Raw genomic sequence first — 13,066 nt, 5'->3', positions numbered from 1 at the left:
TTTTCCTACAGCGTGCCTTTGTGCCTAATACATCCGCCTCTTTCCCCGGTAGTGAGGCCCCCATGTCCCTGAACCATGATCGCAAGCCTGTTTTTGATGTCGTTCGCACGATGCTGCGGCGCGGATTTCGCCAGTCGGAGGTCGACCGGCTGGATGATGCGTTGGGTGATGCGCTGGGTGATGGCCCCGAAACCGGGCCTGAAGCCAGAGCCGATGGACCCGCCCGCTTTTCGCCTCTGGACAGTGTGTCAGGTGTGTCAGGTGTGTCAGGCGTGCCGCTCATCAGCAAGGCAAGGCAACCGCAAACCGCCCTGCCCACCCGCATCGGCACGGCGGGGACCGCGCTCATCAAGCGCTTTGAGGGCTGCGCGCGGCTGCGGCGCGACGGTCTGGTGGAGGCCTATCCCGATCCCGGCACCGGCGCAGAGCCCTGGACCATCGGCTGGGGCGCGACCGGACCCGATCTTGACGGGCAGGGGCGCATCGGTCCCGGCACCACCTGGACTCAGGCGCAATGCGATGCGCGGCTGGAAAGCGACCTGCAGCGCTATGCCAGCGATGTCGCACGCGCGATTGGCGATACCCCAACGACACAGGCGCAGTTCGATGCGCTGGTCAGCTTTCACTACAACACCGGCGCGATTTACCGCGCGACGCTGACGCGCAAGCACATTGCGGGCGATCACGCGGGCGCGGCGGCGGAGTTCGCGCGCTGGAACCGCGCAGGCGGGCGGGTGCTCAAAGGGCTGGTGCGGCGGCGCGCGGAGGAGGCACGGCTGTATGCCGCTTAGTAATCGCGGCTGATTTCGGCCAGCACGCTGTCGCGCCCCACGGTCGACACACTGCCGAGCAGCGCGAGCCAGCTGGTGATCCGGTATTCGACCTGCGTGGCGCTGTAACCCTGACCGTCGGTCACCAGTTCGATGTAGACGCGGCGGCCCAGGTTCTTGCCCAGTGCCACGCCTGTGCCCCGCCCTAACGCCGGATCGGCGCTGACAATGCGGAGTTGATCGAGGCCGATGGAGCGGCGCAGCTCGCCAATCGGGTCAAGCCCGCCGCCGCCCTGCAGCGCTGCCAATGCTGCACCCAGCTGGACGGCATCGGTGGCGGAGAGCGACGTGACCGAGCCGCCGAACAGCAACCGCGCGAGGATCTCCTCATCCGGCAGCGCGGGGGTGGAGGAAAAGGCGACTTGCGGGGTCTGCGCATTGCCAGTGATGTCAATGGTGACAGCGGTGCCATTGGCATTGGCTCTGGCTTCGATGTCGAGCCGCGGGTCGATCGGTTCGGTGACATCGAAGTCGATGCGTCCGCTGGTGAGTTCAAAGCGGGTGCCGGCAAAGGTGTAATCGCCGCGCACCAGCCGCGCCTCGCCGCCGATGCGCGGGTCCTGAACAGTGCCGCGCAGGGCAATGTCAGCGCCCCATTCGCTGGCAAGGCCCATGCCGTTCACAGCGATGCGGTTGGTGGTGCGGGCATTGACCAGATAGCGCCACGAACCGGACGCGGCGCTGCGAGCGGTGTTGCGTTGATCCGGGCGGTTGATCTCGCGCGTGGCGATTACAGGCAGGCGCAGGTCTTCCGCCGCCACGCCCAGCCGCCAACTGGCGCGGTTGATGCGGACCCGTCCGGCGATGGCTCCGCCAATGCCATCGGAGACGATGCGCAGCGGGCCGGTGATCGCGGCGTCAAGCCCGCTGGCGTTGAGCAAACGGGCGTTGTCAGCGGCGGCGCGAATGTCGATCCGGGGGCCGCGGTTGGCGCTGATCCCGGCAAGGTCGACAAAGCCGCTGCCGCTGACAGTTCCGCTGCCGCTGCCGCCGCCGCTCGTGGTCCCGGCAAAGCGGGTGAGCTCGAGCCGCGATCCAGCAAAGCGACCGCGCGCGGTGACGTTGTCGATGTCGGTGCCAGAGATCGCGCTTTGCAGCCGCAGATCGTCGCTGGAAAGGTCGCCAGTGATCCGCGGGTTGGCCAGTGTCCCGGTCGCGCGCGCGGCGATTCTCAGCGGCCCAGTCAGGTCGAAGGTCTCAACTGCCGCCAGCCGCCAGAGCGATTGTGCAGGGCCTTCGTAACCAAGTTCGGCGGCGAGCCGCCCGCGCATGATTCGCTGACTCAGTTCGCCGCTCGCAGGCATCCGCGTGACGCGCGCATCGACCATGCCAAGCTGGATCTCGCCCTCGCGCAACCTGGCACCAAACGTGACTTGCGTCGGACTGAGATCGGCCACCGCAAAGAGGTCAATCGGACGCGAGGAGAGGATCAGGCCAGAGCGGGTGAACCTGTCGATCCGAACCCGCGCGCGGCCCGTTGGCGGCGCAGTGCCGCGCTGGTTCCAGTTGACGACTCCCGACAGCTGCCCGCCGAGACCCAGCTCCGCACCGGCAAGATCGGCAAGCCGCAGCGGCATGCGCGCAAGCCGCGCCTCGACCTCGGTCACGTCGCCGCCCAATGTGGCTTCGATGATGGTGTAGCCGCGGGCATAGCCGATCTGGGTTGGTGAAAGCCGGTAGCCCCCCTCTTCGAGCGGGGTCAGCACCGCTCGGCGCGGCATGGTGATCCGCCGCCCGCCATACTCGCCTTGCGCGATCACCGCGATCCGTTCAGGCGCGAAGTCTCCGTCCAGCTTCAATGCAAACCGGTCGGCGCGGCGTCCAGCAATCGATGCGGTGACCTGACCGCGCCCATCCACGATCTCAGCTGCGGCGGCAAAGCTGGCAATGGTGAGCGCGCCATATTCAAAGCCGGTACCGCTGATGTCAGCATCGATCCGGCTGCTTTGACCCGTGAAGCTGCCGCTGGCCGAAATGTCGGCAAGGACGAGTGCCATAGGAGTAGCTCCGCCAAACTGTGCCTGCCTTGCTGCCAGATTGAGGTCGAAACCTTGCACCCCGCCTGCACCCGGAACCAACGCGATGGTGCCAGAGATCCCGCCGCCGCTCAGGGCAAGATCGCCCGCAACTCCCTCGTCACGCAGCGTGAGCGTACCCGTGACATTGGTGCGATAGACGCGCAGCGCCTCAATCGCGATTCGCACCGGTGCATTGGCGGGCAGTTGCAGGCCGAGCGCGCCTTCGAACGGACCCAACAGCGAACCACCCGCAACTTCGATGGCGAAGCCGTCATCGCTGGGCGCTATCGCTACGCGGACGTCGGAAAGTCCGGCAGATGGCAGCGGATCGGCCAACACCAGCACCGCGCGCGGGCCGTTCGCCGCAATCTCTGCGTCAAAGGTGAATGCACCGTACGCCGTGTGCTCTCCGCTGCCGATCAATGCGGTCCGGCCCCTGGCAACACGGCTGTCGAACGCAGCGTTCAGCCGCGCGCTGGCAATGGTCCCACCGCGCAACACCAGCGGCCTGTTTGCCCCTGCGTCGATGCTGCCGTCAAAGCGCACTTGTTCGCCTGCAAGCTCCACAATGCTGGCGTTGCTGACATCGTTGACTGCGCCCGAAAGATTGGCACGCACACTCCACGGCAAAGCACTGCCGAATTTGACCAGCACCTTGGAATTGACGCTCACTCGGCCGACATTCTCGATCGCAAGCGCACGGGCGGTGATCGGTCCGGCCAGCGCATAGGCTCCCTTTGCAGTGTCGCCGCGCAGACTGAGCTGCGCGGAAAGGCCGGGGAAATCAATCTCCATGGCGTCCGCTTCGATCTGCGTGCCAGCATAGGTCAGCAGTCCGTTCAGCTTGCCGCCTTGTAGCAGCGGATCAACAAGATCGTTCCCTGTTAGAACCTGTTCTGCGGTCAGATTGAGCGGCACCCGCAGCGCCTTGCCGTCAAAACTTGCGGTGCCCGATTGCGCAAGCCCCAGCGCGAACACCGCGCCGGAGAACTCAAACGATTCGGCAATCAAATCATGTTCGATGGCAAGACGGCGGAATGGACCGTCGATCACCGCTGCTAGACTCAACCCCTCGATGCGCGCCATCTCTCCCAGCAAATCGGGATCGCGCAAGGTTCCGCTTGCCTCAAGTTTGTCGGCGCGGTTGCCTGCCAGATCAATCGCGCCATCTGCGCGCAAATCAAGCGCCGAAGTGACCGCCGCAAACTGGCCATCGAACACGCTTTCATCAAGCGTCCCTGTGACCGCTATCGAGACTGCATTGCCCAGCGCGCGATCGATTATCGAGCCACTGGACATTGTCGGAGTCACTTGCCCTAGCACTCCGTAATCCCCACCAATATTGGTGATACGAAAGGCCGCGACGCGGTTCTTTGCGGGTGGTGCATTAGAGGAGGGGTGGTCTGCACCTGTTCCGGCAGCGGATTCGCGCTTCACGAGCGCATGCCCGAGCCAGCGTGACCATGTCCCCTCACCCGCAATCCGCGCCTCATACGCCGCTTCGAGCCCAGTCAACTCCGCGATCGGGCCATCTGCGGCAGCGCTGTATTCCAACGCAAGATCGAATACGTCGCCATCGGGCACGGCATCGAGCAGCAATGCGATGCGATCCTCGGTTCCGAGTGTACCGTTTGCATCGATAAGCGCGCGGCCTTGTCTGATATCGACCTTTGCCTTCAGGTCGGCGCGCTGCGCAGCCTCCCCCGCAATCCCCGGTGCCAGCGCAAGATTGTCGATCTCGAAGCGATCGACGCGAATATCGAAATCAGGCAGGAAGGGCGCATCGGGATCACCAGGCAAAAGTTCCGGTAGCCGCGCAAGCTTCCCGCGCCGAACGCTCAACTCGCGGATATCGAGCCCGCTCCACAACCATGCCAGTGGCCGCCAGTCGAGCGCGACTTCGGGAATGGTCAGAAAAGTGCCCTGAGGATCCTTCACTACTACGTCGTGCAAGACCGCCGCGCCATAAATGTCGCCCTCGATCCGGCCTACTTCAAAGCGGAGCCCCGAAACTGGCGCCATTTGCGCAATTTGATCGGTGACGAAGCGCTTACCGATGGGTGAGCTCAAGAACGCAGCTGCGAGCAGCACCGGAGTCACGACGATGGCGATGGCCCAGCCAAGCCACTTGGCCCAGCGACGCTTGCGTCCGCTCTCAGGCGCTTCATTGGTCGGATAATCCCTTTCGACGGCCATCAGAACGCCTGTCCAAGCGACACATACACCACCACAGGTGCATCAAATTGACCTGGGTTCAATGGCACTCCGACATCAACTCGGATAGGACCAAAGCTGGTTTTATATCGCACCCCGACCCCTGCGCCGAACTGGATAAAGCGGAAATCCGGAGTCGATCCCAGCGAAACCGTGCCTGCGTCGATAAACGGCACCAATTCCACCGCGCCGTCAAGCAGACCGGTCTGAATGCGCGCTTCCAACGCGACCTCGACCAGCGATGCGCCGCCTGTGGCCTCGCCCAGATCATTGCGCGGGCCGATCCCTTGGAAGCCATATCCGCGTACCGATCCTCCGCCGCCTGCGTAGAGCCTGCGCGAAGGGGCAACGGCGGAGACATCAGCACCCTGGATCGTCGCCGCGCGCAGGCGGCCCGCAATAACCGCCCGGCCCGCATCGTGATAATAGCTCGCATCGGCTTGTGCGCGCAGATAGAAACTCTCGGTGCCAAGCGAGCGCGAAACTTCGGGAGCGAGAAAGCCGGTCAGGCGGTACCCACTGGTGGGGTCGAGCAAATCGTCACTCGAGTCGATCGTCGCGCTGCCGAACAAACCCGCAATCATATAGGTTTGGCGCGGACGTTCGATCCCGCCGATGATGCGGTTGCGCTCGTCCGAATAGAGCACCTCAGCACCGACTTGCCAGCTGAGTGGTTTCTGAAAAAGCAGGTTTGAAATCCGTTCAAACGAACCCCGCAATGCAATTGTGCGTGCATCGACCGCTTCGGTTTCAATGTCGCTGCCATAGGCGTCAACCGTCAGCACCTGATCGCGCGTCCGAAAATTGTTGCGGCGATAGGTGACGCTGGCAAGCTGTTCGCGTGTGCCGACAATCCCGCGCAGCCGCAGCGCACCTTCGGGCGGGAACAGGTTGCGATGCTCCCAGCCCGCCTCAAGCTTGAACCCGTCCTCGGTCCCGTAACCGACGGCCCCCGAAATTGTCCGCAGCGGTGCCCGCTCCAACGCGACATCCAGCGAAACCTCGCCCGGCTGTCCATCGATGGGTGGTGCTGTTTCGCGCGGTGTAATCGCCACGCTAGAGACCAGGCCGGTGGCGAGGATCGCGCGGCGCAGGTCGGATTGCAGGCTCGTACGGTAAGTATCTCCTGGATCGAACCGCGCAATGCGCTGCAAATGACGGTCCGAGAGGAATTCGGGATCGCTGCTGACCACGCGGGCAAACTGGTATTTTCCGCCAGGTTCGGCGATGAGCGTCAGGTCGCCTTCCTCGCGGGCGTGATCAATCAGCAGCGCGGGTTCTCCTAGCTTCGCAAAGGGATAGCCGCTTTCTCCCAGAGCGAGCCGCAGCTCCGTCTGCCCGGTGATGATTCGGTCGGCATAGAGCGGATCGCCCGGTGCAATGCCAAAGGCTGAGCGCAAATCGTTTCCATCTGCGCCGGCAAGCATCCCCAACTTTCCAAGATCGACCGTGCCAAAGCGAAACCGTGAACCGGGGATAATGTCAAACCGAACCTTGGGCTCTTGCGCCGCAGCGTCGGGCGTTTCAGGGCGCAATTGATCGCCAAATCCGCGCCGCCCGCCTGAAAGCTGGCGCACGACATCGCCGCTGTAATAGCCGTATGTGCGCAGCATCTGTGCCAGCAGTTCCGCGTCTGCCCGCGCGCGGGCCGCGAGCTGCGGCACCGTCTCCGCGTCCGAATCGAGCGCGGTGATTGAAGACAGGGCACGGAAACGGGAAATGAAATCCGCGCGCTCTGGAAACGCCTCCTGCTCTGCGGGAAATGCGAGAATTAGCGTTTCGGTTAAGGGATATTCGGCAAGTTCGGGTAATTCGACCAGATCGGGCGCGGCGATATCTGCAAATGAGGGGCGGTCGGGATCAGGATCAAGCGGAACGAGTTCTGCATCGCCAATCTGCCCCAACGCCGTTTCCACATCCAAAGGCGCGGGCTCGGGCATGTCGGCGCCAATCTTCTCGCCTTGCCCTTCGGCGTCCTCACCGTCTTGGCGTTCGGGTTGTTCAGGAGGGCGATCGGTTACACTGCCATCGGCGGCCCAACTTTCGGCATCGTCCTCCGCGCTTTGTGGGATCAGGTCGTCCAGCGTTTGTGCTGCGGTGCCTGAGGGGAGCGTGGAGGAATTTGGCGCAGCTTCCTGCCCCGCCGCTGCCGTGCCGGACGCAATCAGGCTGACCGCAATGGCCAGATTGAGCTTTGGAAATCGCAAAAGTTGTTCAGCTCGCTCGGAATTTTACCGCTTGCCCGTCTTTACCCCTTGAACCGCCGATTGCACCAGCCGATTTGTCGCGCGGAGCGGTCGCGGCGGAGATCAAACGGCTCTGCTCCGCTTCATCCATCCGCTGCCAGCCATCGCGGGTTAACCGTTCTAGCGGGCGATAACGGACCTTGTATTGCATCCGCGGGCTGCCATCGACCCAATACCCCAGATAGACATAGGGCAGGCCGCTTCGCGCCGCGCGTTCTATATGGTCAAGGATGATGGCATTGCCCAACCCTGCACGATCGGGATGATGGGGGTCATAAAAGGAATAGATCATCGACAGGCCATCGCCCTGCCGGTCGGTCAGGCAGGCGCCAACCAAGCGCCCCGGCACACTGCTTTCTGATGGTTCGCGATATTCCACGAGCGTACTGGTCACCGGTGTGTGCTCAACCATATCCGCATAATCAAGTTCATCCATCGCCGACATGCCGCCATCGGGATGCCGCACGCTTAGATATTTGCTCAACAACTCAAACTGCTGATCCGTGGCCCAAGGGCGGCATTCGGTAACGACCAGATCGCTGTTGCGTTTGCGGTCCCGTTTTTGCGTGGCCGACGGTTTGAATTCGCTGGCCACCACCCGCACTGATACGCAGGCCTGACAATCAAGGCAGCTGGGGCGATAGGCGACCGTCTGGCTCCGGCGAAATCCGATCCTGCCAAGCGCTTCGTTAAGCTGGTCCGCATGCGCCCCTTTTAATTCTGTGAAGACTTTGCGCTCGCTCCTGCCCGGCAGATATGGGCACGGCGCTGGGCTCGTCACGAAAAAGCGGGGAAAGCGGATCGGGGCCGTCACGGGCTGGCTGTATCCTCTGGCGAAGCGCCCATCCGGGCGGGGAATCGGCTGTGTCTTTGTTAAGACATTATTATGCCCATTCGCCCCCTCGGTAAAAGACCCTTAACCACGAAACAGGGTGAATAATCGATTACTTTGCACAAATTGGCGCATGACCATGCTCCCTTTCGGAGCAAAAATGGCTGCGCGTCAAATGCTTGCCCTGATGCGGGACAGGCTGCTGGAGCAAGTTAAAGCTGCGCTCATTCCGTATGGTTCATTGGCGAATCACATTCACCCCGCGCGCTCAATTCAATTCAACCAGCTGAACCGTGTAATTCGCCTCGCGCAGCGCTGCGACGAGCCGCTCAACTTGCTCCGCATCGCGCGCCTCGCATTCGATATCGGTGATCAGCCCCTTTGCAGGCAGCGTGGTGAAAATGCGCTGGTGATAGATTTCGATGATGTTGACATTGTGCGCATCGAACAATCGCATGACCCTGAACAAGGCACCGGGGCGATCCTGCAGCGTGACGCGCAACCTTGCAAGTCGGCCCTGCCGGGCAAGATCACGCAGCAACACATTGGCAAGCAGTCGCGTATCAATATTGCCGCCGCAAAGCACCAGCCCAATCGACTTTCCCGCGAACCGGTCGGGATTGTCGAGCACCGCCGCCAGCCCTGCCGCTCCAGCGCCCTCAACCACGGTCTTTTCGATCTGGAGGAGCAAAGCAACCGCCTTTTCCAGTTCCGGCTCGCCCACCAGCAGGATGTCGTCCACCCGCTCAGCGATCACCTGACTGGTGAATTTTCCCGGCTTTTTGACCGCGATCCCTTCGGCCAGAGTGTCGCCGCCGCAATCGCGCGCTTCGCCCTTGATGTGGGCGAACATGCTGGGGAACAAGGCCGCCTGCACCCCGACCACTTCGATCGAAGGGTTCAGCGCTCGGGCAACGGTTGCCATGCCGGAAATCAGCCCACCGCCGCCAATCGGGGTAACGAGGCAATCAAAATCCTGTTTCACGGCGAGCATTTCGAGCGCAACCGTGCCCGCACCGGCGGCAACATGCGGATCATCGAACGGATGCACAAAGGTCAACCCGCGCTCGGCTTCCAGTTCCAGCGCGCGCGCATAGGCCTCGTCATAGGTTTCCCCTTCGAGCACGACATTACCGCCCACGCTTTCAGTTTGCATGACTTTGACCGTTGGCGTTGTCTTGGGCATGACAATTGTGACCGGCACGCCGAGACGGGTGCCGTGATAGGAGAGGCCTTGGCTGTGATTGCCCGCCGAAGCCGCGATTACCCCGCGCCGCCGCTGCTCTTCGGTCAGCTGCAACAAGGCGTTCAACGCGCCGCGTTCCTTATACGCGGCGGTGAATTGCAGGTTTTCAAATTTGAGCCAGATGTCCGCGCCCGTAATCTCCGACAGGGTAATTGAATGCATCAAAGGCGTCTTGACCACCGCACCTTCAATTCGGGCGGCAGCAGCGCGAACATCGTCGAGGGTCAAATCTGCCGGGGTCGGCGAGGGCTTCAGGCTTTTTTCTGGGGCGTTCATAGTGATCGCGGCCCTAAGGCGTTGGATCGCGCAGGGCAATTCGATTCCGTTGGCAAGCGGGGCATTTCGCATTAGGCACCGGGACCTATGACTGATCTACAGCACGAACCCTTGCGTATCGCCTTTATCGGGCTGGGCGTGATGGGCGGGCCGATGGCGGGCCATCTGGCCCGCGCGGGCCATCCGGTAACCGCCTACAACCGTTCAACGTTGCGCGCTGCCCAGTGGGACACCAGATGGGCAGACGAAGGGCTCGATATAGCCTTCGCAAATTCCCCTGCGAATGCGGCCGAAGGGGCTGATTTCGCTTTCACCTGCGTCGGCAATGATGAGGATTTGCTCTCTGTTATTGATGGCGACGAAGGCGTGCTGGCATCATTGCCGCAAGGCGCTGTGCTGGTTGATCACACCACCACTTCGGCGAACATCGCCAAGTCGGTGGGCGAACGCTGTAGCAATCTCAATATCGCCTTTGTCGACGCCCCTGTCAGCGGCGGCCAGGCAGGCGCAGAAAACGGCCAATTGGCAATAATGTGCGGCGGCACTTTGGAGGCGGTCGAGCGCGCCCGTCCGGTGATGGATTGCTATGCCAAGGCCATCGTCCATGTCGGTCCAACAGGCGCCGGGCAAACGGCCAAGATGGCCAACCAGATGTGCATCGCGGGTGTTTTGGCCGGCCTGTCAGAAGCAATCCGGCTGGCTCAAGGCGCGGGGCTTGATCTAGACAAGACTTATGAGGCGATATCCGGCGGCGCGGCGCAAAGTTGGCAGATGGACAACCGCTGGGCGACGATGACCGCCGACACATTCGATTTCGGCTTTGCGATTGACTGGATGCGCAAGGATCTTGGCTACGCGCTCGATGAGGCAAAGCGGCTGGGCCTTTCCGCGCCCATTACCGCGCTGGTCGATCAATTCTATGCCGAGGTGCAAGCGCAAGGCGGCAACCGGCTGGACACCAGCGCGCTGATTACTCGCCTTGGCAAGGCCAAACACACGAAATGAGAAAAACCATGGTTCGCGCTCTACTCGCTGCATCAGCAGTGCTGATCGCTTCGCCCGTTCATGCAGACACGCTGGTGTATAATGTCGACGGCATCACCATTGACGAACAGGGCAAAGTCAAACGCTTTACCCAGATCGTGTTCGACGATGACGGGATTGTAACCCACACACTTGAGCGCGGAGAGGACCGGCCCGAGGGTATCGAATTCGCGCTCGACGGCAATGGGCGGGTCATGCTTCCCGGAATGATCGACGCGCATGTTCATGTAATGGATATTGGCTTTGCCGCTTTGACGCTCGACCTGTCTGACACGGTCAGCCTCGAAGATGCTTTTGCGAAAATCGCCGCCTTTGCCGAGGAGAACCCGGGGAGGCCGTGGATTCTGGGACGCGGGTGGAATCAGGAAAAATGGGGACTTGGCCGGTTTCCTACCGCCGCCGAACTCGATGCAATCGTGCCCGACCGACCCGTCTGGCTCGAACGTGCGGACAATCACGCAAACTGGGCCAACAGTGCGGCAATGGCGATGGCTGGCGTCACCGCTGACACGCGCGATCCCGAAGGCGGGCGGGTGATACGCGATGCCAATGGCAATCCCAGTGGCATATTCATCGACAATGCGATAGCGCTGGTCGGCAATTCGGTACCGGCTCCGCGTCCAGAGGACCGCGACGCCGCCTTTGCCATGGCGCAGCAGAGTCTGATTGCCAATGGCATCACCGCCGTCGCCGACATGGGCACAGAAATAGCCGACTGGCAAACCTATCGCCGCGCCGCTGATCTGGGTCAGCTGCGTATACGCATCATGGGTTACGCCGATTCGCTTGAAGCAATGGAATTGATCGCTGGCCCCAGCCCAACCCCTTGGCTCTATCAGGACCGGCTTCGGCTGAACGGCATCAAGCTTTACGTTGATGGGGCGCTGGGATCGCGTGGAGCGACGCTGAAGCAGCCATACTCGGACGAGCCGGGCACATCGGGGCTTGCCCTCACCACACCCGCGCAATTGCGCAATCGGATGAGCCGCGCGGCGCTCGACAATTTCCAGACAGCCGTTCACGCTATCGGCGACGCAGCCAACGCCGATGTGCTGATGGCGATCGAAGAATTGTCCGAAAGCTATACCGGCGACCGGCGCTGGCGGATCGAACATGCGCAAATTGTCGATGTCGCGGATCTACCGCGGTTTGGGCAGCTGGGGGTAATCGCTTCGATGCAGCCGCTCCACCAGACCTCCGACCGGACCATGGCCGAAGCACGGCTGGGCGAAGACCGCCTTGGCGGTGCCTATGCTTGGCGCAGCATTCTTGAAGTCGGCGGGCGGTTGGCGTTTGGATCGGATGCTCCCGTTGAACCTGCCGATGTCTTTGCCGGGATCGCGGCAGCCATCAGCCGCACCGACGCCAATGGAGAGCCGTTTGGTGGATGGCGCGCGCACGAAGCAGTGACACGGGAGCAGGCGCTCGCAGCCTTCACCTCAGAGGCAGCTTTCGCAGGATTTGCCGACGGTCGGTTCGGGCGACTGATCCCCGGGGAACGTGCAGATTTCCTGTTCGTCGACCGCGATCCCTTGCTGGCATCACCCAGCGACATCAGAGCCACCGAAATTCTCGAAGTCTGGGTCGGGGGAACGCAGGTTTTCGCCCGCTAGCATCAGATGAGCGCAGTTTGGTCGATTAAGGCAATGCGACGTGCAGACTACGTAACAAACCTTATATGGTTGAATTGACACACAGGTTTCATAATTTGGTCATGATTTGCGATGATAGCGCAAGTCGAAGGAACTGCGGGTTTGGCCGGTACCCTTGTGCTGGTTGTCGCTCGTATGGCTCGCTTGACCGTGGAATTTTGTGCATGTGCGAAGAGTCGCCGTGTTTCTGACCGTTTGGCAAGTGATGCAATCGGGTTACGGTCGCTGTAAGATGTTGAATACAAGCTGTTCTGCATACATCCAAAGGACAGTTTTTGATGCAGGCAGGGTTGCCACAATCAGCCGGCTCGCCTAAGAAGCAAGAGAGTTTGATCGCAGCAACTCATAGGAGAATTTCAATGAAGATCCGTAATTTCGCCCTGGCAACGGCAGCGCTCGCGCTTGCAGCATCGCCAGCCATCGCAGAAGCCGCTTTTGAGCGCACCGTCGCTCCGACCGAAAGCGAAAGCAAACTTACCGGCGGATCCAGCATCCTCCTCGCGGTTGTTGCTGCTGCTGCCGTGATTGGTGGCATCATCATCATCGCTGATGATGATGAAGAGCCGGTCAGCGCCTAAGTTTCTGACACATTCAGATTGAAAGAGGCCCCTTGTTTGGGGCCTCTTTTTTGCGTGCAGCAAATAGTTGCGATTGCAGACAGGTCTTTCTTGCGCTGACACGCGGCCACTGCCTCAGTTGGCCTGGTCC

The 13,066-nt window shown here is 61.6% G+C and carries 8 protein-coding genes; 4 read left to right on the top strand and 4 right to left on the bottom strand.

Going from position 1 to position 13,066, the window contains the following annotated elements; translation table 11 throughout:
* Window positions 1-62 precede the first annotated feature (62 nt).
* Window positions 63-791, top strand: a complete 729-nt coding sequence (locus tag ACM64M_RS04135; RefSeq protein ID WP_416227398.1) for a lysozyme — start codon at window positions 63-65, stop codon at window positions 789-791.
* On the opposite strand, the gene ACM64M_RS04130 is transcribed toward ACM64M_RS04135, so the two are convergent.
* The 4 genes from ACM64M_RS04130 to ACM64M_RS04115 all read right to left on the bottom strand — a co-directional run bounded on the left by ACM64M_RS04130 (window position 788) and on the right by ACM64M_RS04115 (window position 9,662).
* Window positions 788-5,044: a translocation/assembly module TamB domain-containing protein gene (locus ACM64M_RS04130; RefSeq protein WP_416227397.1), complete on the bottom strand. Its 4,257-nt coding sequence runs from the start codon at window positions 5,042-5,044 to the stop codon at window positions 788-790. The two genes, ACM64M_RS04135 and ACM64M_RS04130, sit on opposite strands and share 4 nt — an antisense overlap.
* A complete protein-coding gene (locus tag ACM64M_RS04125) occupies window positions 5,044-7,269 on the bottom strand; it encodes an autotransporter assembly complex protein TamA (protein ID WP_416227396.1) in 2,226 nt (741 codons plus the stop codon). Before ACM64M_RS04125 ends, ACM64M_RS04130 begins: the two co-directional genes overlap by 1 nt.
* 7 nt (window positions 7,270-7,276) lie before the next feature.
* The gene (locus ACM64M_RS04120) at window positions 7,277-8,122 is read right to left on the bottom strand and encodes an arginyltransferase (RefSeq protein ID WP_416227395.1); all 846 of its coding nucleotides are present in this window, start codon (window positions 8,120-8,122) and stop codon (window positions 7,277-7,279) included.
* A 286-nt stretch (window positions 8,123-8,408) separates the two neighbouring features.
* The gene (locus ACM64M_RS04115; RefSeq protein ID WP_416227394.1) at window positions 8,409-9,662 is read right to left on the bottom strand and encodes a threonine ammonia-lyase; all 1,254 of its coding nucleotides are present in this window, start codon (window positions 9,660-9,662) and stop codon (window positions 8,409-8,411) included.
* Window positions 9,663-9,749: 87 nt separating this feature from the next.
* Between ACM64M_RS04115 and ACM64M_RS04110 the strand changes: the two genes are divergently transcribed.
* The 3 genes from ACM64M_RS04110 to ACM64M_RS04100 all read left to right on the top strand — a co-directional run bounded on the left by ACM64M_RS04110 (window position 9,750) and on the right by ACM64M_RS04100 (window position 12,936).
* Window positions 9,750-10,667, top strand: a complete 918-nt coding sequence (locus ACM64M_RS04110) for an NAD(P)-dependent oxidoreductase (protein ID WP_416227393.1) — start codon at window positions 9,750-9,752, stop codon at window positions 10,665-10,667.
* A gap of 8 nt (window positions 10,668-10,675) precedes the next feature.
* Entirely contained in the window at window positions 10,676-12,319 is a 1,644-nt protein-coding gene (locus ACM64M_RS04105) for an amidohydrolase (protein WP_416227392.1), read from the top strand.
* A gap of 317 nt (window positions 12,320-12,636) precedes the next feature.
* Entirely contained in the window at window positions 12,637-12,936 is a 300-nt protein-coding gene (locus ACM64M_RS04100) for a hypothetical protein (protein WP_416227391.1), read from the top strand.
* The last annotated feature ends 130 nt before the right edge of the window (window positions 12,937-13,066 follow it).

This window comes from Qipengyuania sp. ASV99, from assembly GCF_047872805.1.
GTDB lineage: Bacteria > Pseudomonadota > Alphaproteobacteria > Sphingomonadales > Sphingomonadaceae > Erythrobacter.
This window is presented reverse-complemented; position numbering and strand designations above follow the sequence as displayed.